We start from the raw sequence: 24,295 nt of genomic DNA, 5'->3' as shown, positions 1-24,295 counted from the left end.
TTCGTGACCTGGCTCGGCCAGGTCACGAATGCAGTTCGGCCAGAAGGTCTTTGGGGTGGGTGGGCGGCAGGCCCTCGACCCGGACGTCGATGAAACGCACCGCGCGGTTCTGGTCGAGGATGAGCGTGCTCGGATGGGGGAGTTCCCACTCGCCGTCGGGATTGCGATTACCGACCGCGTAACCGGCCCGCTCGATCGCGTCCATGGTGCTCGGGTCCGCGAAGTGGGCGATGCCGAGCGTGCGGGCGATCACGTTGCCCGCGTCGGTCAGCAGCGGGAAGGTCAGGTTGTTCAATACCCTGGTGTACTGCGATCCGTCGGGCAGTTGGGGACTGATCGCCACCAGTCGCACGCCGCGCCGGGACAGTTCGGGCAGCAGTTCGCGTTCGTATCGGCGCAGACCTTCGGTGCAGCGCTGCGACCAGGCGCCCCGGTAGAAGATCAGCACGGCGAGGCCGTTCGCGACGATGTCGTCGAGCGTGACCCGCCGACCGGCGTCGTCGACCGTGGCGAACGGGGGCACGGTGTAGCCCAGCGGGACCGAGTTCTCCGTGGTGATCACGGCATTGCGAATGTGGGTCTGGCTGAGTTCGGCGATCGCTCGGTCGATCTCGATCAGGCGGTCCCGGATCGGCGGGAGCCGGTCGTACCCATAGCGACCACTTGACATCACGAACCCTCACCGTTGATCGACATCGAGACGTCGATCATCATGCCGCCCAGCGCGATGGCGGCGTAGACCCAGTTGTTGTGGGCGCTCAGGAGCGGGCGGCGAGGGTGGTCGCGATCTGCGCGATGAGGTCGTAGGGGATCGGCTTGGTCAGCGGGAACTTCAGCGTTCCCTTGCCCGCTCGATAGGGTTCGACGGCGCGGTTGAAGGCTTTGTCGCCGTCCGGGATCGGATAAACGCTGATGTGCTTTTTCCAGCCGGCGAAGTGGACGGTGTTGTGGCCGTTCACCTTGAAGGTGGGAATGTCGTAGCTGATCGCCTCGGTCGCCTCCGGCAGGGCGCGCTGAATGGTGTGCCGGATTTCCTCGAGGATGCCGCGCACGTCTTCGGGAAACGCGGCGATGTATGTGTCGACGGTGGTGGGCTGCTCTGCCACGAGGTCCCTCGATTCCGTGCTCGGTGGTGATTCGAATCGCTGAAGCGGGTGGAGCATCGTCAGTGTAAGCAGGACTGCCGTTCGGTCACAGCTTCTTCTGGTACCAGCACTCGGCGTACATCCGCTCGTTGTGTGGTGGCGACTCCGCGTATCCGAGCCGGGCATACAGGGCTCGGGCCTCGACCAGGTCGCGGCGGGTGTCGAGGACGATTCGCGCGGCGCCCAGGGCGCGGGCGTGCTGTTCGGCGGCGGCGCCGAGGAGCTGCGCCCCGCCCCTTCCACGCATGGCGGGGAGGACGAACATGCGGTTCAGTTCCGCGGTGGTGTCATCGATCAGATGGACTCCGGCCGTTCCGGCGGGTTCACCCGCATATCGAGCGACCAGCAGTACGCCGCGCGGCGGCGTGAATTCGGCCCCGGTCGTCGCGGCGACGCCGTGTTCGAGTTCCGCCGGGTCGGTCGCGCGGCCTTCGTGCAGCTGATACCAGCGGTCGCTCACCTCGGTGTAATAGGCGCGCCACAGCAGGGTGGCGGCCGGGGAGTCGAAGGCTTCTCGGGTGACGGTCCAGGTGCCCATGCGAGGATCTTTGTGTGGCACTGAGTAATTAGCCCGCGCTGCGCAGCAGGGCTTCGCGGAGGTTGCGGCTGCGGACGTCGTCCAGGACGGCGAGGCCGAGGCGGTTCATCGTGTAGCCGAAGCCGAGACCCGTTGTCGGGTCGGCGAATCCGAAGGAGCCGCCGAGGCCGGTGGTGCCGTAGGCGCGCTTGTCCGAGCCGAAGCGGAACTCTCCGCCGGACTTGCGGAAGCCAAGGTGATAGCGAGTCTTGATGTGCAGCACCAGATCTCCGGCGGGCACGTCGTCGGCGGTGTCCGCGGCGGCCAGCCGGTCGAGCAGGGCGTCGTCGATCGGCAGGACGCCCGTACGCCCGGCGGCGGCGCCGTAGACGCGGGCCAGCGATCGGGCGTTGCCGACACCGTTGGAACCGGGCAGCTCTACCTCGAGGAATTCGCGTCTCGTCGCCCGCGCCGGACTGCCGGTGCGCGGATTGCTCAGGGCCGCATAGGCGAACCCGCGCTTGGCGGCGATCTCGGCGCCGATGCGCAGCGGGAAATCACGCTCGTACCGCAGCGCGTCCAACCCGCGGGTGGCGGCCATGGTGGCGATGCGTTCCAGACTCTGCTCGGCGGGCAGGCCGATGAAGAAATCCAGGCCGAGCGGTTTCGCGATGTCCTCGGCGAAGATTCGCCCGAGCGTGCGCCGCTGCGGGTCGACCCGGCGCAGCAGCTCGCCCTGGTAGAGGCCGAGGGTGATCGCGTGATAGCCGTGCCGGGTGCCCGGCTTCCACGCGGGCTTCTGCCCGGCCAGGATCGGCGCGAGCCCGTCCAGGTCCGCTATCTGACTCAGCCGCACCACCGAATCGAGGCCGGACAGCCCCGCCTGATGGTCGATCAGCTGCCGCACGGTCACCGCGCCCTTGCCGTGCGCGGCGAACTCCGGCCAGTACTTCGCCACCGGCTCCGCGTAATCGAGCAGCCCCTTCGATACCGCCGACGCGACGGTGAACGCCGCCAGCCCCTTCGTCGAGGAGAACACCGGGACGATCGTGTCCCGTTCCCACGGCAGCGTCCGGCGCCGATCGCGATGACCGGCCCACAGATCCACCACCGGCCGATCGCCGGCGTACACCGCGACCGCGGCGCCGATCTCGCCGTGCTGGGCGAAATTGCGCCGGAAGGCGTCGGCGACGGGCCCGAAGCCGGGCTCGACCGCACCGTGGATCGTCAGCTTTTCACTCATGGTCATTCGATGGTAACGGCGTTCTTCTCGTACGCTCGCTGAGTGGGTGCACTCGAGCAGATCAGGGAATGGCCGGTTCGGCACGCGGCGGCCGCGGTCGTCGTCCGGGACGGGGAGACGGTGACCGAGGGCGACCTCGATCGGGTGTTCCCGCTGGCGTCGGTGACCAAGCCGCTGGTGGCCTACGCGGTGCTCGTCGCGGTGGAGGAGGGGGCGGTCGAACTCGACCAGCCCGCGGGCCCGCCCGGCTCGACCGTGCGGCACCTGCTCGCGCACACCTCCGGACTCGCGTTCGACACCACCGAGATCCAGGCCGCGCCCGGCACCCGCCGCATCTACTCCAGCGCCGGATTCGAGGTGCTCGCGCGATTTGTCACCGAACAGACCGGGATCGCGTTCGACGAATATCTGCACGACGCGGTGTTCGAGCCACTCGGCATGAAAGGTTCGGTTCTGGCCGGGCCCGCCGGTCATGCCGGCCGGTCCACCGCCGCCGATCTGACGCGTTTCGCGGCGGAATTGCTGGACCCGCGATTGATCTCCGCGCAGACCCACGCCGAGGCGACCTCCGTCCAATTCCCCGGGCTCAATGGGGTGCTGCCGGGTTACGGGTCGCAGCGCCCCAATGACTGGGGTCTGGGTTTCGAGATTCGGGACGGGAAGACTCCGCATTGGACGGGTAGCGCCAATTCGGGGGAAACGTATGGGCATTTCGGGCAATCGGGCACTTTTCTGTGGGTTGACCCCGCGTCGTCGTTGGCGTGTCTCGTATTGACCGACCAGAATTTCGGCGACTGGGCGAGAGCGGCCTGGCCGCCCCTCAGCGATGCCGTTATTGCGGAGGCGACACTCCCACGCAACACGGCGGTGAAGTAACACACGTAACATCGGGCACTCCAGTACACTCAGGCAACACCAGCAGACGGGCTCGTTGGGGAAGACGTCCCCCGTCGACGCTGGAGGTGTTAGTAGTGCGCGCATCGAGTCAGTTCGCGGACGTGACGGCGGGTGTGGTGTACATCCACTCGTCGCCCGCTGCGGTGTGCCCGCACGTCGAATGGGCGCTCGCCTCCGCTCTCGGCTCGACCGCCAAGCTGCGCTGGACCGCGCAACCCGCCGACGGCCAACTGCGCGCGACCAGCGAATGGCTGGGCCCGGTCGGCACGGCCGCCCGCATCGCCCAATCCCTGCGCTCCTGGCCGGTGCTGCGGTTCGAGGTGACCGAGGATCCCAGTGAGGGAGTCGACGGCGAACGGTACTGCTTCGTGCCCGGCCTCGGGCTCTGGCACGGTTCGACGAGTGCCAACGGCGACGTCACCCTCGGTGAAATGCGACTGCGGGCCATGTTGCAGGCCGCGGGGGAGCTCGGGAAGTACAACACCTACGACCTGGCCGCCGAGATCGATCGGGCGCTCGGGACGCCGTGGGACGAGGATCTGGAGATCTACCGCTACGGGACCGAATCCGGGGCCGAGGTGACCTGGTTGCGGCGGGACGTAGGTTAGTCCCGCAACCCCCGGCTTCGTCGATGTCTATTGCACTACAATCCTTTTCGGCCTAGTAGACGCAGGCCGGCAGGGGGTGCACGTGGCTGGCGAGGTCCCGTCCGGAATCGCGCTCGGGGTGATCGGCGATGTGCTGTGTTCGGTCGCGCGGACGAGTCGGCCGTGGGACCTGGAGATCGACACGATCGTGGTGTCGCTGGGCAGCAGCCTCGGAAACCTGGGGCGGGCGCTGGAAGGCCGGTTCCCGGACGCGGCGTGGAATTCCATTCGGTTCGGCGAAATCCGCGCCGACGCTCCGGCCGTACTGGAATTGACCGGGGAATCGTCGAGTTTCGCCACGCATCTGCGGCGGGCGATCCTGGCCACACCGCGCGATCAGGTCGGTGACTTCGGCGAAATCACCGACGGTTCCTTGCGACTCGTCGCCAAGAGCGCCGTCGCTGCGGCGGCGGCGAGCGGGTCGCGGGCGCTCGGCTTCCCGCTGCTCGGCACCGGTGCCATGGCCGAGCCCGCGGACGGCATCGCGGCCGTCCTCGTGCCCGCCGTCCTCGACGCGGTGCAGGCGCTGCGGAGCGGGCGCCCGGCTTTCCTCGTCTTCGTATGCCGGACAAGCGAAGACGAGGAACTGATCAATCGCGAGTTCACCCGCTATCTGCAACAGAGCGGATCGGAACTGGCCGGCGGGACCACCCGTGATCTCGTGGACCCCAACGAAGGACTCCCGCTCTCCAGCGACCAACTGGGCTTCGCCCCGTACGTCAGCATGCTGGCGACCGTAATCGCCGACAAGGCAACGCCGTTGCCGCTTTCCATCGGCATCTTCGGTGAATGGGGCTCGGGCAAGAGCACTTTCATGGCGATGCTGCGCGACAGGGTCACCCTGCTCGCCGGATCCGACGGCAACCGATACTGCGGCCAGGTGGCGCAAATCGGTTTCAACGCATGGCATTACGCGGATACCAACCTGTGGGCGAGTCTCGGCGACGAGATCTTCCGGCAACTCGCCGGTCCCGCCGTCGACCCGAAGGAGCACGCGAAGCAGATTCGCTCCGAGCTGGCCGAGCGGCTCGACCAGCGAGATCAACTGGAATTCGTGACGGAGCAGGCCGGGCTGACCGCGGCCCGGCTACAGGCCACCGTGGACCGGGCGATCGCCGAGCGCAGAACCACGGCGGGCGATTTCATGACGGCGCTGCGGGCCTCGCCGGTGTTCGGCAGCCGCGTCGGTCGGCTGTGGAGTCAACTGGGCGTGGACGATCAGGTGGAGCAGGCCCGGCTGTTCACCGCGCAGCTGCACGGCACGCTGACCGAGGCGGACGGGCTGCGGCGCGGGTCGTATGAACGCTGGGGGCGGCGCTCGCTGGCGGTCGCGGTGGTGCTGCTGCTGGTCGGCGCGGTGGTGGCGCTGGTGGCCCCGGTGGTCCGGGAGTGGGCGGCCCCGGTCCTCGCCTCGGTGACGGTGTTCGGCAGCGTGGGGATCGGGCTGCTCGCCCGCACCCGCGAGGGACTGCGGAACCTGCGCGAGATCACCGAGGACGTGCAGTCCCAGCTCAGCCAGGCGACCAGGGGCTCGGCCGTCGAGGAACTGGCCGACAAGCTCGCCGAATTGCGCACGGCCGAGGCCGAACAGCGGGTCGCCCAGGCGCAACTCGACGACGTCGTCGCGCATGTCGGCGAGCTCGGCAGGCAGCTGGCGCAGCTAGCGCCGGGCAGACGGCTGTACTCGTTCCTCGCCGACCGCGCGCAAGGCGATTCCTACTCCGGAAATCTGGGCCTGGTTTCGACAATCCGTAAGGACCTCGCGCAACTCGTGCAGCTGATGGAGGAATGGCGCGCGAATCCGGAGGAATGGGCTGGTACCCAACGCCCTGCGGACCGAATCGTTTTGTACATAGACGATCTCGATCGCTGCCGTCCGGATCAGGTGGTCGCCGTCTTGCAAGCGGTTCATCTCTTACTGGCATTCAAGTTATTCGTGGTCGTGGTCGGCGTCGACCCGCGGTGGTTGCTGCGTTCGCTGCGCAGTCAGTACGCGGACCTGCTGCACGACGGAATCGCCGGGGATATGGCCGATGATTGGCATACGCCCGAGGATTACCTGGAGAAGATCCTCAATATCCCGCTGGCGCTGCCCGTCATGTCCGAAGGAAGTCTCGGCAGACTGCTCAGATCGATCGATCAGGACCAGGCTGCTTCCGCCGCGTCGGCCGAACAAGTAGCGACCCAGGCGAATACCCGTCGACAACCCTTGCCCGATTCCGCGAACCGGGTATACAACGAGGGTGGGTTCACCATCATCGAGCCGGGCTCGGAGGTCGACACCCAGCCCAGGGGCGTCCCGGTGCCGCCGAGACCACTCACCGAACCCGAACTGGCCCTGCTGACTTCGCTCGACCTCCTGATCGAGACCCCACGCGAAGCCAAACGCCTGTTCAATCTCTATCGCATGGTGCGTGCCACCCGTGACCTCTCCGACGCCTCCCGCTTCCTCGGCACCGACGGCGACCCCGGCGAATACCAGGCCGTAATCCTGCTTCTCGGCCTGCTCACCGCCCACGCCCGCCTGCTCGGCGGCGTCCTCGACACCCCACCGGATCCCGCCGGCGGCCTCGAAGGCGGAATCGCCGCCCGCCCGCCGCACACCCCCTGGTCCCGGTTCGTCCGCGACCTGGAGCCCCGCCGCACGGACTCGACCTGGTCCAACCGGGTAGTCGGCCAGTTCCCGAATCCCCAACTCCCACACTGGATCCGCCTCCACCGTGGCTTGACCAAACTCGCCGAAACCATCGACCTCCAAGACCTGTCCGTCCTCCAGGCCTGGCTCCCCCGAATCCGCCGCTTCTCCTACGTCCTCATGACCACCGAGACCCCTCGGACACCCGCCCAGCCTCCGGCAGTCTGATCTGCGCGGGGTATCCGAGCGTTGGCTCGTTCAGCGAAGATCGGTGGAGAGAGCCTCGCTTACTTCGGTGAGGAGGGGGACGGCTCGGTCCACCAGTTGTTCGGACATGCGGCCTACGGGGCCGGAGATGGAGATGGCGAGGTGGGCGGGGGCTTGCGGGACGGCGACGGCTACGCAGCGCACGCCCAGCTCTTGCTCGCCGTCGTCGATGGCGTAGCCGTTGCGGGCCGCGGTCTCTAGTTGGCGGGCGAATTCTTCGGGGTCGGTGATGGTGTGTTCGGTGTAGCGGGGCATTCCGTTGCGCTGCAATAGGTCTCGGGTGCGCTCGAGGGGCATGCCGGCGAGCAGGGCTTTGCCCACTGCGGTGCAGTGGGGGAGGACCCGGCGGCCGACCTCGGTGAACATGCGCATCGAATGGCGGGATGGGACCTGGGCGACGTAGACGATCTGGTCGCCGTCGAGCATGGCCATATTGGCGGATTCGCCGAGTTCGTCGACGAGGCGGGCGAGGTGCGGGCGGGCCCGCAGGCCGAGCATGTGCGCGGAGCTTTCGCCGAGTTTGATCAGCTTCGGGCCGAGGACGTATTGGCGTGACGGCTCCTGCCGGAGATAGCCGAGGTCGACGAGCGTGCGCACCAGGCGATGGATGGTGGGCAGCGGCAGGCCGGAGGCGGTGGCGAGCTGCGAGAGCCCCATCATCCCGCCCTCGTCGGCCATGGTCTCGAGCAGTCCGAACGCCCGCTCGATCGACTGGACGCCGCCGGTGCGTCCCTTGGTTTCGTTCGCTGCGGTCACTGCCTGCCTCCATGTTTCCGGATGGTGGAAGCCTACCGGCGGTGACCGGGCGGAACGTTCCTTGACCAGGTCAGGGCCTGCTCCTAAGATATTCCGTATAACAGAATAGTTTTTCCGCATTGTGGAATTAGATCTGGAGGGATCCATGAGTCATTCGCTCCGATACGAGGTCAACTGCTCGATCCTGTTCACCGAGCTGCCCCTGCTCGAGCGCCCGGCGGCGGTGCGGCAGGCCGGATTCGACGCGGTCGAGTTCTGGTGGCCGTTCGATCGCGCGGTTCCCGGCGACAAGGAGGTCGATGCCTTCGTCACCGCTGTCGAAGAGGCCGGAGTGTCGTTGGTGGGCTTGAACTTCGCCGCCGGCGACATGCCGGGCGGCGACCGCGGGCTGCTGTCCTGGCCCGCCCGCTCCGCGGAGTTCCGCGACAACATCGACGTCACCATCGGCATCGGCGAGCGCCTCGGCTGCCGGGCGTTCAACGCGCTCTACGGCAATCGGACCGGCGCGGACACCGCCGCCGAGCAGGACGAGCTGGCGATCGAAAACCTCACTCGCGCAGCCGAAGCCGCCGCCCGCATCGACGGCACCGTGCTGATCGAGCCGGTGAGCGGTGCGGATCGCTACCCGCTGCGGACCGCCGCCGACGCGCTCGCGGTCATCGATCGCGTGCAGACATCGACTGGCGCGACGAACATCGGACTGCTCGCGGACCTGTACCACCTCGCGGTCAACGGCGACGACGTCGACAAGGTCATCGCCGAGCACACCGCCCGCATCGCGCACGTGCAGATCGCCGACAGCCCCGGCCGGAATCAACCCGGCACCGGCGAACTCCCCTTGCCTCGCCAGCTCGCCGAACTCGAGACCCGCGGCTATGGCGGCTGGGTCGGACTCGAGTACAAACCGTCCGCGGCCTCCGCCGACAGCTTCGACTGGCTGCCGCGCGAGCGCCGAGCGACCACGTAAATCATTGTCGGCGAACGACTTCAGGGATTACAGATGACCACTATCGCTTTCCTCGGCCTGGGCATCATGGGCAGCCCGATGGCCGTCCACCTGGCCGAAGCGGGCCACGACGTGACCGCCTACAACCGCACCGTCGCCAAGGCCGCACCGCTGGTCGAAGCGGGCGGTCGCGCCGCCACCTCGATCGCCGACGCGGTGCACCGCGCCGAGGTGATCTGTGTGATGGTGCCTGATTCGCCCGATGTCAAGGCCGTGCTGGCCGGCGAGAAGGGGGTGTTCGACAGCGCGGAGCCGGGGGCGCTGATCATCGACTTCTCCAGTATCCGGCCCGATGTCACCGTCGAGCTCGCGAAACAGGCTGTCGCACGGGGCTTCCGGATGTTGGACGCGCCGGTCTCCGGCGGGGAGCAGGGCGCGATCGACGCCGCGTTGTCCATCATGGTCGGCGGTGCCGTCGCGGATTTCGAAGCGGCGAAACCGATCTTCGATGTCGTCGGCAAAACCGTGGTGCACGTGGGGCCCAGCGGTTCGGGGCAGACCGTGAAGGCGGCCAACCAGCTGATCGTCGCCGCCAACATCGAGGCGCTCGCCGAGGCCGTGATCTTCCTCGAGGCATACGGCGTCGACACCGAGGCGGCCCTGCGCGTGCTCGGTGGCGGACTGGCCGGTTCGAAGGTGCTGGACCAGAAGCAGGGCAACATGCTGTCCCGTTCCTTCCCGCCCGGATTCCGAATCGACCTGCACCACAAGGACATGGGCATCGTGACCGCCGCCGCGCGCGAGGCCGGGGTGGTGGTGCCGATCGGCTCGCTGGTCGAGCAGTTGATGGCCTCCGCCAAGGCGATCGGTGACGGCGGACTCGACCACAGTGCCCTGCTGCGCGGGGTGGAGCGCCTGAGTGGGCGCGCGGACAAGGAGAACTGACGATGGCACGGATGCGTACGGTCGATGCTGCGGTGTTGATTCTCGAGAAGGAGGGCGCGACGCAGGCGTTCGGGTTGCCGGGGGCGGCGATCAATCCGTTCTATAGCGCGATGCGGGCCCATGGTGGGATCAAGCATGTGCTGGCTCGTCATGTCGAGGCTGCTTCGCATATGGCTGAGGGGTATACCCGCGCCACCGCGGGCAACATCGGCGTGTGCGTCGGCACGTCGGGTCCTGCGGGTACGGACATGATCACTGGGTTGTATTCGGCCAGTGCTGATTCGATTCCGATCCTGTGCATTACGGGGCAGGCGCCGGTGGCCAAGTTGCACAAGGAGGATTTCCAGGCTGTCGATATCGCCTCGATCGCTGGACCGGTGGCGAAGTGGGCGGTGACGGTTCTGGAGCCTGCGCAGGTGCCGGGCACCTTCCAGAAGGCGTTCCGGTTGATGCGTGAGGGTCGGCCGGGTCCGGTGTTGATTGATTTGCCGATCGATGTGCAGCTGGCCGAGATCGAGTTCGACATCGAGACTTACGAGCCGTTGCAGGTGCATCGCCCGGCGGCGACTCGGGCGCAGGCGGAAAAGGCTGTCGCGATGTTGAACGCGGCCGAGCGGCCGCTGCTGGTGGCGGGTGGTGGCATCGTGAATGCTGATGCTGCGGGTCTGCTGGTCGAGTTCGCTGAGCTGACCGGTGTTCCGGTGGTGCCGACGTTGATGGGGTGGGGCACGATTCCCGACGATCATCCGTTGCATGCGGGGATGGTCGGTTTGCAGACCTCGCACCGGTATGGGAACGCGACGATGCTGGAGTCCGATTTCGTTGTTGGTATCGGTAATCGGTGGGCTAACCGGCATACCGGTGGGGTGGAGACCTACACCAAGGACCGCACGTTTGTGCATGTCGATATCGAGCCGACGCAGATCGGGCGGGTCTTCGCGCCGGATTTCGGTATTACTTCCGATGCGGGTGCGGCGCTGAGGGTGTTCATCGAGGTCGCTCGGGAGCTCGCGGGGGCGGGTAGGTTGCGTGATCGGTCCGATTGGGCGGGGCAGGTGCGTGCGCGAAAGCAGCTCGGGCAGCGTAAGACTCATTTCGATAATGTGCCGATCAAGCCGCAGCGGGTCTATGAGGAGATGAACAGGGCGTTCGGGCCGGATGTCCGTTATGTCAGCACGATCGGTCTCTCGCAGATCCAGGCGTCGCAGCTGTTGCATGTCTACCGGCCGCGGCATTGGATCAATGCTGGGCAGGCGGGGCCGCTGGGCTGGACCTTGCCCGCGGCGCTGGGGGTGGCGACCGCGGTCCCGGACGCCACGGTGGTCGCGTTGTCGGGTGACTACGACTTCCAGTTCCTCATCGAGGAATTGGCGGTCGGGGCGCAGTTCGGCATTCCGTATATCCATGTGCTGGTGAACAACTCGTATCTGGGTCTGATCCGTCAGGCGCAACGCGCGTTCAGCATGGACTATTACGTGCAGCTCGATTTCGACAACATCAACAGCCCCGAGGTCGGCGGGTACGGCGTCGACCACGTGAAGGTGGCGGAAGGGCTGGGCTGCAAGGCGATCCGCGTCTTCGAGCCCGAACACATCGGCCAGGCTCTGGAGGACGCCAAGAAGCTGATGGTCGAGCACCGGGTGCCGGTGGTCGTGGAATGCATCCTCGAACGCGTCACCAACGTGTCCATGGGCTTGGAGATCGACAATATCGTCGAATTCGAGGAGCTGGCCCAAACCGCCGCGGACGCCCCCACCGCGACCGCACTGCTGGACTGAGGTAGCGATGACCCGAGTTCTCATCGCACCCGACAAGTTCAAGGGTTCGATGACCGCCGCCCAGGTCGGCGCCGCCGTCGCGGCGGGCATTCGGCAGGTCCTGCCGCATGCGTCGGTGACCGTCGTCCCGGTCGCGGACGGTGGCGACGGTACGGTAGCCGCCGCGCTGGCGGCGGGTTTCGAGGCGGTACCGGTGGTCGCCACGGGGCCGACCGGCGAACCGGTCGACACCGCCTACGCGAGGCGCGACGATCTCGCCGTCGTAGAGCTGGCGGACGTCTCCGGCTTGCTCCGCCTGCCCGGCGGCGAATTCGCCCCCATGTCGGCGACCAGCCGGGGGACCGGGGAGGTGATCGCCGCGGCCGTCGACGCGGGCTGCCGCTGGGTGGTGCTCGGCATCGGCGGCAGCGCAGGCACCGACGGCGGCGCCGGACTGGTGCGCGCTCTCGGCGCCCGGCTACTCGACGCCGACGGCCTCGAAATCGGCGACGGCGGTGCTGCTTTGGCCGAACTGGCAACGATAGATCTGACCGCACTACGCAGACGACTGGCCGAAGTCGAGATCACCGTCGCCTGCGATGTAGACAACCCACTCACCGGACCACGCGGCGCGGCAACCGTTTACGGCCCACAAAAGGGCGCCGACGCCGCCCAGGTATCCATCCTCGACACCGCACTGACCCACTGGGCCGACACCGTCGCCGCAACCACCGGTGCCGACCGCCGAGACACCGCCGGCGCGGGCGCGGCCGGCGGAGTAGGCTTCGCCGCCCTGGCGATACTCGATGCCACGCTGGTCCCCGGCATCGAATTGATACTGAACCTAGCCGATTTCGCCAACCATCTGTCCAACACAGACCTGGTCATAACCGGCGAAGGCACCCTCGACGAACAAACCCTGCACGGCAAGGCCCCCGCCGGCGTCGCCACCGCCGCCCAGGCGGCAGCCATCCCCGTAATAGCGGTCTGCGGCCAAAACACCCTCGCCCAACCCCGATTACACGCCGCCGGCTTCACCGCCGCCTACTCCCTGTCATCAATAGAACCCGACATCACCCGCTGCTTCACCGAGGGCAAAACCCTCCTGAAACACCTAGGCACCCACATCGCCACCCACCACCTACCCCAAACAGCAATCCCCCCACCCCCACCGCCAAACCACCAAACTCCCTAAGCGCCAACCCCTCCGGCCGACTGCCCCCCAACCCTGATCCCGCTCTGCGCCCACCGCCGCCCACCTGCAGACTCGACCGGCACCCCCACCCCACCCACCCAGCACAACCCCACTAGACGCGCAGCCGTACCCCCACCGCGACCCGCCGGAGCACCTACCCGACATTTGCCTCAGCCTGGCCTACCCAGCGTGCGGTGGTACCCCAAAGAGACCTGGCCGAGCGCATACTCGGCGTTTGCCTCAGCCCGGTCCCGTTCAGCGTGCGGTGGTGCCTCGAAGGGGACTTGGCGGAGTGTGTACTCGGCGTTTGTCTCGGTGTGGTCCCGTTCAGCGTGCGGTCGTGCCTCGAAGGGGACTTGGCGGAGTGTGTACTCGGCGTTTGTCTCGGTGTGGTCCCGTTGAGCGCGTGGTGGTACATCGAAGGGGTCCTGGCGGAGTGTGTACTCGGCGTTTGCCTCGGCCTGGTCGTATTCGGCGCGCGGCGATCTCTGGAAGGCGGCGACGAATGTCTGTTCCTGATTACTCCGCCGTGTCCCATTCGGCGCGTGATGGTTTCGGATGGGACCTGGCGTAGTGGCCACCTGGTCCCGTTCAGCGTGTGGTGGTACATCGAAGGGGACCTTGCGGAGTGCATACTCGGCGTTTGCCTCGGCCTGGTCGTATTTGGCGCGCGGCCATCTCTGGAAGGCGGCGCCGAATGTCTGTTCCTGATTACTCCGCCGTGTCCCATTCGGCGCGTGATGGTTTCGGATGGGACCTGGCGGAGCGGCCACCTGGTCCCACTCGGCGCCCGGCAGTACCCGAACGGGACCTGGCCGAGCGTGTACTCGACATTCGTCTCAGTGTGGTCCCGCTCGGTGTGCTGGGGTGCTTGGGGTGGGGCTTGGTGGAGCGGTCTCTCGGCGTTTGGCTCAGCGGGTCCGTTGCGGAGTGCGGTGGTTCGTGAAGTGGGACTTGGCGGAGCGGCCATTGGATATATGCCGCAGCTGATTCGGCTTGGCTTGTAACGGTATACCGAACGGGACCTGGCCGAGCGTGTACTCGACATTCGCTTCAGTGTGGTCCCGCTCGGCGTGCGGGGGTGCTTGGGGTGGGACTTGGTGGAGCGTCTACTCGGCGTTTGGCTCAGCGGGGTCCCGTGCGGAGTGCGGCGGTTCGTGAAGTGGGACTTGGCGTAGCGAGCATTGGATATATGCCGCAGTCTGATTCCGCTTGGCTTGTGACGGTATACCGAATGGAGGCGGGCAGAGCGTCTACTCGAGCCCGGTCTCGGCCCGGTCCCGTTCGGTGGGTGGTTTCTGGAACGGGACGTGATGGAGGTGTCACTCGGCATTTGTCTCGGTGTGGTCCCGTTCCGCGCGTGGCGGTACGCCGAGCGGGATCAGGCTGAGTGTCTGATTGATCAGCGGTGCCGCTCGGTAAGGGGCGATCGTGGGCTGGTGAGATCACGTCGTTGGTAGTCGGGTCTGGCCATCTGCCTGCTGGTGCTGCGGTAACCGATGCACGAGTGCTGTTGCCGCGCAACCTGACTCGCCGACCGGATGTGCGTACGGGGGTGGGGGTGCGGGTTAGGTGAGGCGGGTGGTGAGGGTGGTGGCGGCTGCGTTTACCGCGGTGCCGAAGGTTGGTTCGGTTTCGGCTGTGAGGCGGCTGAAGGGGATGTTGACGCTGAGGCTGGCTACGGGTTTTCCGTTGTCGCCCAGGACGACTGCGGCGACCGCGCCTACGTCGGAGCGCCATTCGCCGCGGTTCACGGCGTATCCCGTTTCGCGGATCACGGCCAGTTCGGCGCGTAGTTCGTCTGGATCGGTGACGGTGGTGTCGGTGTAGCGCGGTAGTTCGGCGCTGAGCAGCTGGCGGACGAACTCCGGGTTGCTGTGTGCGAGAACGGCTTTGCCGTTGGCGGAGGCGTGCATGGGGAGGGAGTGGCCGAGTGCCATGTTGGTGCGCACGGGTTTGTCGGTTTCCAGCCGCTCGATCAGCACCATCCGGCTGTCCTCGGGCACGGTCAGGTGAATGGTTTCCTCGGTCTGCCGCCGCAGGTTCTCCATGATCGGCAGGGCGACCCCGCGCAGTCCGAGGTCCCCGCCGGCCCGGCTGCCGACCGCCAGCGCCTTCGTGGTCAACACCCACCGCGTGACCTCGCCGGACGCGGGCCGGATCCACCCCGCCTCATCGAGGGTGACCAGCGCCCGCTGCACCGAACTCTTGGGCATCTCCAGCACCCGCGCCAGCTCGCCGACGCCGATCGGCTGCCGCGCCGCGACCTCTTCCAGCACTCGGAGCGTATTCAGCACGTTTCGCAAGGTATTGACTCCTTCATCACACATCCCTACCCTTGCTGCACCTTTTCACGGCACAGTGTGCCATATCACGGCACGGAATGGAACCGAAGCAATGACCGCTCACAGTGGACGGCATTTCCTGCAAATCCCCGGCCCGACCAATGTCCCGGACCGAGTGCTGCGCGCGATCGCGCAACCGACCATCGACCACCGCGGGCCGGATTTCGCCGAACTCGCCCTCGACCTGCGCGAACGGGTGAAACCGGTGTTCGGCACCGGCGGCCCGGTCGTCATCTATCCCTCGTCCGGCACCGGCGCATGGGAGGCGGCGCTGGTCAACACCCTCTCGCCCGGCGATCGCGTCCTCGCCTTCGAAACCGGTCACTTCGCCAGCCTGTGGCGCGACATGGCGCAGCGTCTCGGTCTGGTGGTCGACTTCGTGCCGGGTGATTGGCGCCGCGGCGTCGATCCCGCGGTCGTCGCCGAGCGGCTGGCCGCCGACCAGGGCCACGGCATCGCGGCGGTGATGGTCGTGCACAACGAGACCTCGACCGGCGTCACCAGCCGCATCCCGGAAATCCGGGCCGCCATCGACGAGGCCGATCATCCCGCGCTGCTGCTGGTCGACACGATCTCGTCGCTGGGATCGATCGACTACCGGCACGACGACTGGGGTGTCGACGTCACGGTCGGCTGCTCGCAGAAGGGGCTCATGCTGCCACCGGGCTTGGGCTTCAACGCGATCAGCGACAAGGCGCTCGCGCTCGCACCGACGGCCCGGCTGACCAAGTCCTACTGGGACTGGACGCCGATCCTCGACGCCAACGAGCACGGCTTCTACCCGTACACCCCAGCCACCAACCTCCTCTACGGCCTCCGCGAAGCGCTGCTACTCCTCGAAGAAGAGGGACTGCGCAACGTCTTCGCCCGGCACGACCGCCACGCCGCGGCCACCAGGGCCGCCGTCCGCGGCTGGGGCCTCGAGGTGCTGTGCGTGAACCAGCGCGAGTACTCCAGTTCGCTGACCGCCGTGCTGCTCGGCGCGGAACACGACGCGGACAAGGTGCGCCGAATCATCCTGGACCGCTTCGACATGTCGCTCGGCACCGGTCTCGGCAAGCTGTCCGGGCGGGTGTTCCGGATCGGACATCTCGGCGACCTGAACGACCTGACCCTGGCCGGCACCCTCTCCGGCGTGCAGATGGGTCTCGAACTGGCCGGCGTGAGCGTCGACCCCAACGGCTTGCAAGCCGCACTGTCGGTGCTGCGCGCCGAGTGAATTACCCTCCGGTGCAACCGGATACAGCCCATCCCCACTGAATTCGATCGCTCCCGCTGAGCAAGTCGTACGCCCCCGCCCGCCAATGGCGCTGGGCCGCAATGACAGATCCGCCAGATCGGCGCCGCACCGCGATACCGGCCTCCTGATCTCGACCCCTCGATGCTCCGCCCCGAGTGACTCTCCCGATGCTCCGCCACGAGCCGGGATCCGCAATACGCCGGCGCTTTTCGCCGGCAACCTACGAGGAGGTAGGTCGTTGTCTCAGCGAACTTCCCCAGTCCGGCGCCTGTCCGAAATGAAACGGTGGACCTATATTCTGCCGGTCGTCGTCTTCATCTACGTCATCTGTTATATCGACCGAACCAACATCAGTTTCGCGCTGCCGCACCTCGAGACCGACATGGGGCTCACCAAAGCCCAGCAGGGTCTGGCCAGCGGCATCTTCTTCTGGGGTTACCTGCTGCTGCAGATTCCCGGCGGATACATGGCCGAAAGATGGAGTGCCAGACAGTGGATCGCGATCCTGATGGTGCTGTGGAGCGTGGCCGCGATGGCGCAGGGCGTCACCAATTCCGTCGGTCAGCTGTTGATCGCGCGTTTCCTGCTCGGGGTGGCCGAGGGCGGGGTGCAGCCCGCCCTGATGGCGACCATCCGCTCCTGGTTCCCGTTCGCCGAACGCGGCCGGGCCTACGCGATTTTCAAGCTGTACACCCCGATCGCGGCGATCGTCGCGGCCCCGTTCTCCGGCATCATCCTGACCTACTTCGACTGGCGCTGGATGTTCATCATTCAGGGCGGTGCTCCGCTGGTTGTCGGGCTCATCGCCTGGCTGGCCGTGGTCCGCGATACACCGGCCAAAGCGGGTTGGCTGTCGACGGCCGAGCGGGACTATATCGAGCGTTCCCGGCTCGAGGAGGGCGAGCCGCTCGAGCATCACGGAACGTTCAAAGCCGCGTTCAAGAGCAAGATCGTGTGGCATTTCGCGCTGATCTACACCTGTACGCAGATGGGCCTGCTCGGGCTCACGCTGTGGCTGCCCAGCGTGCTCAAGAAGGCGTTCCACACCGATTTGAAGGTGGGGCTGGTCGCCATGCTGCCGCAGATCGCGGCGGGTATCGCGATCATTCTCGTCGGCCGTTCGGTGGACCGGCGCGGCGGGCACATCGCGCACATGGCCCTGGTGCTCGGGTCGGCGGCCATCATCCTCGGCGGCGCGAGTCTTGTTTCACCGCAACAGAAGTGGGTGGTGCTCGGGGCGATGATCCTGGGCACGGCGGCGTCGATCGCCTGGTATGGGCCGTTCTGGGCGACGGTCACCAAGCTGGTTCCGGCCGCCGCGGCCGGCGCGGGTTTGGGACTCATCAACGGGGTGGGCAATCTGGGCAGCTTCTTCGGGCCCTATATCGGTGGCTGGCTCAGCGATCTCAGCGGTGGCGGGTACGCGCTCACGCAGGCGTTCTTCGGTGGGATCTTCGGCGTCGCCGGTTTGCTCGTCCTGACCTTGCGAAAGAAGTTGCGCGCGGCCACGAGTCAGGAGGGCGCGCCGCCGGAGCCGAAACCGGTTCTGCCGGAGGCGAAACCGGTGGTCATCTCGAAATCGGTCAAGACGGACGCACATCCGGCGACGGACCCCGCGCCGCTCGGCTAACCGCCGTGGCGGCCGATTCGCAGGACGGATCGGCCGCCCTGGCTGTCGGAATCGCCAACCAGAAGGACTCTCATGAACCAATCCACGACCGACCCCGAGCTATCGACCGTCGCCGAACGGCTGGAACACGCGCTTCGCGCGACGATGGACGGCGAGGTCGCCTTCGACGATTACAGCAGGCACCTCTTCTCGCGCGACGCGAGCATGTACTCGATAACCCCACTGGGCGTGGTATTTCCGCGGCACGCCGACGATGTCGCCGCTGCGGTGCGGGCCGCCGGTGAACACGGCGTGCCGATCGTGGCGCGCGGCGCAGGCACCAGCCTGGCCGGGCAGACCGTCGGTCCCGGTCTGGTGCTGGACCTTTCGCGGTACATGAACCGGATCGTGTCGATCGATCCCGAGGCGCGCACCGCGCTGGTGGAGGTCGGCGTGGTGCAGGACCAGCTCAACCAGGCCGCGGCCGCGCACGGTTTGATGTTCGGCCCGGACACCTCGACCAGTAACCGGGCCACCATCGGTGGGATGATCGGAAACAATTCCGCCGGAAGCGGTTCCAGGACCTACGGCATGACGATCGATCATGTGCGTGCCCTGGATGTGGTGCTCTCCGATGGGTCGCGGGCCAGATTGGAACCCGTCGACGAGATCGAACGACAACGGCGGGCCACCGCGCAGACGCTGGAAGGGCATCTCTACCGGGCACTTCCGGAGTTGGTCATCGCCGAGGAGGCGGCGATCAGGGCGGGGATGCCTGCGTTCTGGCGGCGCGCCTGCGGCTACCGGCTCGACCGGCTGCTGGGCTTCGGCGCGGACAAGCCGTTCGATCTGGCGAAATTCGTCGTCGGTGCGGAAGGCACGCTGGTGGTCGCTACGCACGCGCTGGTCGACCTGGTGCCCAAGCCGGCCCGCACGGTGTACGCGGTGGGGCACTTCACCGATACCGTGAGCGCCATCGCGGCGACCGCGGACGCGCTGAGCTGCGAACCGCACCAGGTCGAGCTGATGGACCGGACCATCCTGGAATTGTCCCGGCAGAAGATCGAGTACGCCGAGCTCGGCACCATCCTCGTCGGCGATCCCGGTGCGCTGCTTTTCGTTTCGTTCAGCGGGGACGACGAGGAGCGGTTGATCGCCGATCTGGACCGGCTCGAGCTGCTGTGGCGGCAGAATGGGCACGGATATCACACGCTACGGGCGATCACCCCCGCCGATCAGACCGCGCTGCTCAAGGTGCGCAAGTCCAGTCTCGGGCTGCTGATGGCGGCGGGGGAGGGCACCCGGCGGCCGCTCGCGTTCGTGGAGGACACCGCCGTCGATCCGGCACATTTGGCCGAATACACCAAGCGGTTCAAGGAGATTCTGGACGAGCACGAGCTGGAGGCGGGGTTCTACGGGCACTGCTCGGTCGGCTGCCTGCACATCCGCCCGTTCGTCGATCTGACCGACCCGGACCAGGTGATCACGATGCGCACGGTCGCCGAGGCGGTCAAGGATCTCGTCGCGGAGTACGGCGGGGTGAACTCCAGCGAGCACGGTGACGGTCTCGCGCGCAGCGAGTTCAACCGGGAGATCTTCGGTGCTGAACTGTACGAGGCGATGCGAAAGGTCAAGCGGCTCTTCGATCCTGGCAACATCATGAATCCGGGCAAGATCGTCGACGCGCCACCGATGACCGACAACCTGCGCGACCGTGACGCGTTGCCGCCCGCACCGCCGCTGACGACGGCGTTGACCTTCGAAGTGATCGGCGGGATGCGGGGCGCAGCGGACCGGTGCATGAACATCGGGTTGTGCCGTAAGTCGGCCTCGGGGGTGATGTGCCCGTCGTACATCGCGACCAAGAACGAGGAGCATGCCACCCGCGGGCGGGCGAATGCGCTGGTGAAGGCGTTGTCCGAGCCCGATCCGCACGCCGCGCTCGGTGATGAGCGGTTGCACGAGATTCTCGATCTGTGCTTGATGTGCAAGGCGTGTAAGAGCGAGTGCCCGATGAGCGTGGATATAGCGTCGCTCAAGGCCGAGACGCTCGCGCATCATCATCAGATACACGGAACACCCTTGCGATCAAGGGCTTTCGGGGCGATCAGGCTGCTCAATCGGATCGGTTCGGCGACCGCCCCCTTGTCGAATCTGCCGGGGCGCAACGGATTCGCGCGCCGGATGATGGACCGCACGCTCGGCATCACCGCCGCCCGCCCGCTGCCGGTGTTCCAGCGAGTCAACCTGCTTCGTTGGTTCCGTCGTCGCGACGTCATCGTCGGTCAGGCCCCGCTGGGCACGGTCAATTGGCTCGCCGACTCGTTCACCACGTTCACCGAGCCGCATATCGGTGCTGCGGCAATCGAATTGCTCGAGCGTTCCGGGTGGCGGGTCGAGCTGGCCAGTGGTGGGTGCTGCGGGCGGTCGAGCATGTCCAAGGGGTTGCTCGACGATGCGAAGAAGAAGGCGTCGACGCTGGTCCGTTCGCTGACCGAGGACACCGAACCCGGTTCGCCGATCGTCGGCTGCGAGCCGTCGTGTTTGTTCATGCTGCGCGACGAACATGCTGCGCTGCTGCCGGATTCGACGGCGGTGCGTGCGGTCGCGGAGCGGGTCAGGCAGGTGGAGGAACTGCTCGTCGAGGCGATCGACGCGGGACGGCTGACGCTGCGCGCGGATTCCTCGCTCGCGGGCCGGCGCATTGTGTTCCATGGTCATTGCCACCAGAAGGCGGAGGTCGGAACGGCGGCCACCATGGCTCTGCTGCGCCGGATTCCGGGTGTGCAGGTCATGGAGATCAACTCCGGATGTTGTGGGATGGCGGGTTCCTTCGGATTCGAATCCGAGCACTACGAAACATCGATGGCCGTAGGCGGCGACCGGCTTTTCCCAGCCCTCGCCGCGGAACCGGAGGACACCATCGTGGCCGCGACCGGCGTGTCCTGCCGCCAGCAGATCTTTCACGGCGCGGGGCGAACCGCGTGGCATCCCGTCGAGCTGGTGCGTGCGGCGCTGGCCGGGTCCGAATAGGAGAGTCATGCGTATCGTCCGCTATTCACTCGACGGACGGACCGGAACCGGTGCGCTGGTCGGCGATGTCGTGCACGATCTGCTCGACGTAGAGCTCGGGGCGGTGGTGGGAAGGCTCTCGGAGCTAACGCTTCTCGCGCCGTGCGAACCCCGCACGATCGTCTGTGCGGGCAGCAACTACGCCGGGCAGATCATCGAGAAGGGACGGCCCTGGCCGCAACAACCTTCGCTGTTCCTGAAGTCCCCCAACGCGATTACCGGGATGGATGCCTCGATCCTGCGCCCGCCCGAGGTGGAGCGGCTCGAGTACGAGGGTGAACTGGCCGTCGTCATCGGGCGTCCGGCTCAGAACGTATCCGCTGATCGTGCAACGGAATTCATCCTCGGATACACCTGCGCCAACGACGTCACCGCCGACGACTGGCGGGCCGACGGGCAATGGACCCGCGCCAAGAGCTCGGACACCTTCTGCCCCGTGGGTCCATGGATCGAGACCGACATCCCCGACCCCTCGGCCCTGCACGTCACCACCCGGCTGGGCGGCCGGATCGTCCAATCCGCCCGTGCCTCGGAAATGGTATTCGGCGTCGGGGAGCTATTGGCCTACGTCACCCGCTGGATCACCCTGCAACCCGGTGACATCCTGCTGACCGGCAGTCCGTCCGGGGTCGGTCCGATGAGCCCCGGCGACACCGTCGAAGTCGAGATCACCGGCATCGGCACCCTCCGCAACACGGTGACGGAGCGAAGCGACCGCGCACGGCCCACCGCCGGGACGGGGGCAAGCCCATATCGGTGCTGAAGTCGAAATACGCAGGGAGGCCGCGGGCGTCTTCGTGGTCGGTCGAGCAAGCTCGAGGTAGCGGACAGGATGTGTCCCCTTCTTCGGGCAGTATGGCGGCATGCCGAAAACGTCCGCGCGACTGCTCGCGTTGCTCTCGCTGTTGCAGGCGCGGCGGGACTGGCCGGGGGCGCTGCTGGCCGAGCGGTTGCAGATCAGTGCGCGCACCGTGCGCCGCGACGTCGACCGGCTGCGCGAGCTCGGGTATCCGATCGCGGCCAGCAAAGGGCCGGACGGTGGGTATCGGCTCGAGGCCGGGACCGAGCTGCCGCCGTTGCTGTTCGATGACGAGCAGGCGGTGGCGCTGGCCGTCGCGTTGCAGATCGCCGGCACCGCCGGTGCGGGCATCGAGGAGGGTGCGGCGCGTGCGCTGAATACCGTTCGACAGGTCATGCCTGCGCGGTTGCGCAGGCGGATCGATATCGTCCGGGTGACCGCCGTCGAGCAGTCGAATCCGCAGGTCGACAGCACGGTGCTGATGACACTCAACGCCGCCGTGCACGCCGGCGAAGTGCTGCGTTTCGACTACGCCTCGGCTGCAGACGCGCCGCCCCGTCGCGTGGAGCCGCATCACCTCGTCACCTGGGGCGGGCGCTGGTATCTCGTCGCGTGGGACCTCGACCGCGCGGACTGGCGCACCTTCCGGGCCGATCGGATCACGCCCCGCATTCCCGCCGGTCCCCGGTTCACCCCGCGTGATCTGCCCGGTGGCGACGTCACCGCCTTCGTGGCCAGCAGGTTTCGCGGGTCCGACTCGGCTGACTGGCCCTGTCGCGGGGAGGTGATCCTCGACCTTCCCGCCACCGTCGTCGCCGGCTTCGCTCCTGAGGGAGTAGTCGAGGAGGTCACCCCGGACCGCTGCCGACTCACCCTGGGCTCATGGTCGTGGCCCAGCCTGGCCGCCGCGATCGGCAGATTCGACGCCGACATCGAGGTCGTCGGCCCGCCCGAACTGGCCGCCGCCTTCGGTCGGCTGTCCCGCCGTTACGCCGAGGCCGCCCGGAGGCCGACGGGCCGAGGGTGAGTCGGCTCAGTTCAGGTCGGAGAACCGCACATCGTGGGCCACCGCGGTGACGTGCAGACCGTCGGGTCCGGGCTGGATCGAAGTCAGCCGTGCGCCGAGCGGCAGCCGCTGCAACGGGACGGTGAAGGTGAGCGTCTGGCGCAGCATCGCCAGCGGAATCGTCGGTCCACCGATCGCGGACTGCACCGACACCGGCGTGACCTCGATCCCGTTCTCGACCGGCGCGACGGTGACGATCACCGTTCCGGGCACCGGGATGCCCTCGATCGGGAAGGTGCCCGTGACCCGCAGCCCGTCCGGAGCATCCGACATGGACTCCACGCCCGACGTTGCGAAGCCCCGCACGGTGTCGTAGGGCACCACCGCCGTCGCCGAGGCCGTGGCCGCGATCAGGTTCGATGTGCGGTTGTTGAGCAGGTCGCTCAGTGGCGCGGACACGTCGGTCAAGGTCACGTCGAGGTTGTGCACGGTGACCTTCTGCTCGCTCCAGTCACCGACCCGGATATCGATATCCCGATACTTCCCCTCGACCGCCTGGGTCAGAAACGGAAACCCGCGAATCTCCACCCTGGGCCGCTGCGCCAGCTGATAGTCCGCCGCGATCTTGCGCCCGATCTCGTTCTGCGCCATCACCACCGCAACCCGATCGCCCACCACCAGCCCAATCGCCAGCACAACGACCAATATCAACAACCCACGCATACACTCACCAACTCAGCCATCCCCCCATCATGCTGCGAACCGCCAACCAATGCCCACAACCCGCCCTCGTCATTCCGGTTCAGAGTCCGGACCCACGGATCGAAGGCAACGATGCGATGGACCAGACAGGAACGGGTGTAGCCTCCGCGGCCGCGCGCTGCGGATCACGTTACCGGCGAACCGGACAGTCGTTCCGGCAGGATTCCAGCCGCGCTGATGGATTATCCAGCGCAGCTGGGGATTACATTCGTTCGAGTGATGGATGGGTTGTGTACTTGTCGGCTCGAGGCGGTGGGGTTGCGTGCGTTTCTGATGGATTGTTTCGGGGTTGGGGCGTCGGAGATCTTTGTTGGGCATGCGGATCGGGTGGATGAGTTGCTGGGGGATGTGCGGGGGCGGGGGCTTTCGCGGTGTTTTGTACCTTTTCGGATGTCGGAGGGGATTTCTGTTCTGGTTTCTCGATCGGTGTCGAGGCGCGGGTGGCCGGGCGGGCGGGGGTCGATGGTGAGAGGTTGGCGGTGGCGTTGGCCGGGTATTCGGGTGGCGGTGTT

19 protein-coding genes are annotated in these 24,295 nt (G+C 66.9%); 12 read left to right on the top strand and 7 right to left on the bottom strand.

The annotated features are described in order from the left end of the window. Positions 1 to 22: 22 nt before the first annotated feature. From ACFQ9K_RS40160 to ACFQ9K_RS40145, 4 genes are all read right to left on the bottom strand, one after another. Positions 23 to 670: a peroxiredoxin-like family protein gene (locus ACFQ9K_RS40160; RefSeq protein WP_378717402.1), complete on the bottom strand. Its 648-nt coding sequence runs from the start codon at positions 668 to 670 to the stop codon at positions 23 to 25. Positions 671 to 758: 88 nt separating this feature from the next. After that, positions 759 to 1,106: a DUF1801 domain-containing protein gene (locus ACFQ9K_RS40155; protein ID WP_364728650.1), complete on the bottom strand. Its 348-nt coding sequence runs from the start codon at positions 1,104 to 1,106 to the stop codon at positions 759 to 761. Between the two features lie 85 nt (positions 1,107 to 1,191). Beyond that, the gene (locus ACFQ9K_RS40150) at positions 1,192 to 1,683 is read right to left on the bottom strand and encodes a GNAT family N-acetyltransferase (RefSeq protein WP_378717403.1); all 492 of its coding nucleotides are present in this window, start codon (positions 1,681 to 1,683) and stop codon (positions 1,192 to 1,194) included. A gap of 28 nt (positions 1,684 to 1,711) precedes the next feature. Then, the gene (locus tag ACFQ9K_RS40145) at positions 1,712 to 2,905 is read right to left on the bottom strand and encodes a serine hydrolase domain-containing protein (RefSeq protein WP_378717404.1); all 1,194 of its coding nucleotides are present in this window, start codon (positions 2,903 to 2,905) and stop codon (positions 1,712 to 1,714) included. 42 nt (positions 2,906 to 2,947) lie between these two features. On the opposite strand from ACFQ9K_RS40145, the gene ACFQ9K_RS40140 reads away from it, so the two are divergent. The 3 genes from ACFQ9K_RS40140 to ACFQ9K_RS40130 all read left to right on the top strand — a co-directional run bounded on the left by ACFQ9K_RS40140 (position 2,948) and on the right by ACFQ9K_RS40130 (position 7,312). Then, positions 2,948 to 3,781: a serine hydrolase domain-containing protein gene (locus ACFQ9K_RS40140; protein WP_378717405.1), complete on the top strand. Its 834-nt coding sequence runs from the start codon at positions 2,948 to 2,950 to the stop codon at positions 3,779 to 3,781. A 95-nt stretch (positions 3,782 to 3,876) separates the two neighbouring features. Beyond that, positions 3,877 to 4,410 carry a DUF3145 domain-containing protein gene (locus ACFQ9K_RS40135; protein ID WP_150406344.1) on the top strand — a complete coding sequence of 178 codons (534 nt, stop codon included), beginning with the start codon at positions 3,877 to 3,879 and terminating at the stop codon, positions 4,408 to 4,410. 82 nt (positions 4,411 to 4,492) lie between these two features. Further along, on the top strand, positions 4,493 to 7,312 hold the full coding sequence (locus tag ACFQ9K_RS40130) for a P-loop NTPase fold protein (RefSeq protein WP_378717407.1): 2,820 nt from the start codon (positions 4,493 to 4,495) through the stop codon (positions 7,310 to 7,312). Between the two features lie 30 nt (positions 7,313 to 7,342). Here ACFQ9K_RS40130 and ACFQ9K_RS40125 read toward each other — a convergent pair whose 3' ends face one another. Further along, positions 7,343 to 8,107 carry an IclR family transcriptional regulator gene (locus tag ACFQ9K_RS40125; protein ID WP_378717408.1) on the bottom strand — a complete coding sequence of 255 codons (765 nt, stop codon included), beginning with the start codon at positions 8,105 to 8,107 and terminating at the stop codon, positions 7,343 to 7,345. Positions 8,108 to 8,252: 145 nt separating this feature from the next. Between ACFQ9K_RS40125 and ACFQ9K_RS40120 the strand changes: the two genes are divergently transcribed. The 4 genes from ACFQ9K_RS40120 to ACFQ9K_RS40105 are packed head-to-tail and all read left to right on the top strand — an operon-like array spanning position 8,253 to position 12,950. After that, a complete protein-coding gene (locus tag ACFQ9K_RS40120; RefSeq protein ID WP_378717409.1) occupies positions 8,253 to 9,074 on the top strand; it encodes a hydroxypyruvate isomerase family protein in 822 nt (273 codons plus the stop codon). Between the two features lie 33 nt (positions 9,075 to 9,107). Beyond that, on the top strand, positions 9,108 to 9,998 hold the full coding sequence (locus ACFQ9K_RS40115; RefSeq protein WP_378717411.1) for a 2-hydroxy-3-oxopropionate reductase: 891 nt from the start codon (positions 9,108 to 9,110) through the stop codon (positions 9,996 to 9,998). 2 nt (positions 9,999 to 10,000) lie between these two features. Next, positions 10,001 to 11,776, top strand: coding sequence for a glyoxylate carboligase (gene gcl / locus ACFQ9K_RS40110; RefSeq protein WP_378984368.1), 1,776 nt, complete (start codon positions 10,001 to 10,003; stop codon positions 11,774 to 11,776). A 7-nt stretch (positions 11,777 to 11,783) separates the two neighbouring features. After that, on the top strand, positions 11,784 to 12,950 hold the full coding sequence (locus ACFQ9K_RS40105; protein ID WP_378984365.1) for a glycerate kinase: 1,167 nt from the start codon (positions 11,784 to 11,786) through the stop codon (positions 12,948 to 12,950). Between the two features lie 1,568 nt (positions 12,951 to 14,518). Here ACFQ9K_RS40105 and ACFQ9K_RS40100 read toward each other — a convergent pair. Continuing rightward, positions 14,519 to 15,247, bottom strand: a complete 729-nt coding sequence (locus tag ACFQ9K_RS40100; protein WP_378719539.1) for an IclR family transcriptional regulator — start codon at positions 15,245 to 15,247, stop codon at positions 14,519 to 14,521. A gap of 100 nt (positions 15,248 to 15,347) precedes the next feature. Here ACFQ9K_RS40100 and ACFQ9K_RS40095 point away from each other — a divergent pair, with 100 nt between their 5' ends. From ACFQ9K_RS40095 to ACFQ9K_RS40075, 5 genes are all read left to right on the top strand, one after another. Further along, positions 15,348 to 16,514 carry a pyridoxal-phosphate-dependent aminotransferase family protein gene (locus ACFQ9K_RS40095; protein ID WP_378719541.1) on the top strand — a complete coding sequence of 389 codons (1,167 nt, stop codon included), beginning with the start codon at positions 15,348 to 15,350 and terminating at the stop codon, positions 16,512 to 16,514. Between the two features lie 298 nt (positions 16,515 to 16,812). Further along, on the top strand, positions 16,813 to 18,165 hold the full coding sequence (locus ACFQ9K_RS40090; RefSeq protein ID WP_378719543.1) for an MFS transporter: 1,353 nt from the start codon (positions 16,813 to 16,815) through the stop codon (positions 18,163 to 18,165). Positions 18,166 to 18,237: 72 nt separating this feature from the next. Continuing rightward, positions 18,238 to 21,177 (top strand): FAD-binding and (Fe-S)-binding domain-containing protein, encoded by a 2,940-nt coding sequence (locus tag ACFQ9K_RS40085; protein WP_378719545.1) that lies wholly within the window; start codon positions 18,238 to 18,240, stop codon positions 21,175 to 21,177. Between the two features lie 7 nt (positions 21,178 to 21,184). Further along, positions 21,185 to 21,979 carry a fumarylacetoacetate hydrolase family protein gene (locus ACFQ9K_RS40080; protein WP_378719547.1) on the top strand — a complete coding sequence of 265 codons (795 nt, stop codon included), beginning with the start codon at positions 21,185 to 21,187 and terminating at the stop codon, positions 21,977 to 21,979. Between the two features lie 100 nt (positions 21,980 to 22,079). Continuing rightward, positions 22,080 to 23,042: a helix-turn-helix transcriptional regulator gene (locus ACFQ9K_RS40075; protein ID WP_378719549.1), complete on the top strand. Its 963-nt coding sequence runs from the start codon at positions 22,080 to 22,082 to the stop codon at positions 23,040 to 23,042. 6 nt (positions 23,043 to 23,048) lie between these two features. Here ACFQ9K_RS40075 and ACFQ9K_RS40070 read toward each other — a convergent pair whose 3' ends face one another. Continuing rightward, positions 23,049 to 23,717 (bottom strand): DUF2993 domain-containing protein, encoded by a 669-nt coding sequence (locus tag ACFQ9K_RS40070; protein WP_378719551.1) that lies wholly within the window; start codon positions 23,715 to 23,717, stop codon positions 23,049 to 23,051. Between the last annotated feature and the right edge of the window lie 578 nt (positions 23,718 to 24,295).

Source organism: Nocardia sp. NPDC056564 (assembly GCF_042793755.1).
GTDB lineage: Bacteria > Actinomycetota > Actinomycetes > Mycobacteriales > Mycobacteriaceae > Nocardia.
This window is presented reverse-complemented; position numbering and strand designations above follow the sequence as displayed.

Coding starts and splice junctions, on each gene's coding strand:
- ACFQ9K_RS40160 (WP_378717402.1), bottom strand. CDS start 670: ATGTCAAGTGGTCGCTATGGGTACGACCGGCTCCCGCCGATCCGGGAC.
- ACFQ9K_RS40150 (WP_378717403.1), bottom strand. CDS start 1,683: ATGGGCACCTGGACCGTCACCCGAGAAGCCTTCGACTCCCCGGCCGCC.
- ACFQ9K_RS40145 (WP_378717404.1), bottom strand. CDS start 2,905: ATGAGTGAAAAGCTGACGATCCACGGTGCGGTCGAGCCCGGCTTCGGG.
- ACFQ9K_RS40120 (WP_378717409.1), top strand. CDS start 8,253: ATGAGTCATTCGCTCCGATACGAGGTCAACTGCTCGATCCTGTTCACC.
- ACFQ9K_RS40115 (WP_378717411.1), top strand. CDS start 9,108: ATGACCACTATCGCTTTCCTCGGCCTGGGCATCATGGGCAGCCCGATG.
- gcl (WP_378984368.1), top strand. CDS start 10,001: ATGGCACGGATGCGTACGGTCGATGCTGCGGTGTTGATTCTCGAGAAG.
- ACFQ9K_RS40105 (WP_378984365.1), top strand. CDS start 11,784: ATGACCCGAGTTCTCATCGCACCCGACAAGTTCAAGGGTTCGATGACC.
- ACFQ9K_RS40095 (WP_378719541.1), top strand. CDS start 15,348: ATGACCGCTCACAGTGGACGGCATTTCCTGCAAATCCCCGGCCCGACC.
- ACFQ9K_RS40090 (WP_378719543.1), top strand. CDS start 16,813: ATGAAACGGTGGACCTATATTCTGCCGGTCGTCGTCTTCATCTACGTC.
- ACFQ9K_RS40085 (WP_378719545.1), top strand. CDS start 18,238: ATGAACCAATCCACGACCGACCCCGAGCTATCGACCGTCGCCGAACGG.
- ACFQ9K_RS40080 (WP_378719547.1), top strand. CDS start 21,185: ATGCGTATCGTCCGCTATTCACTCGACGGACGGACCGGAACCGGTGCG.
- ACFQ9K_RS40075 (WP_378719549.1), top strand. CDS start 22,080: ATGCCGAAAACGTCCGCGCGACTGCTCGCGTTGCTCTCGCTGTTGCAG.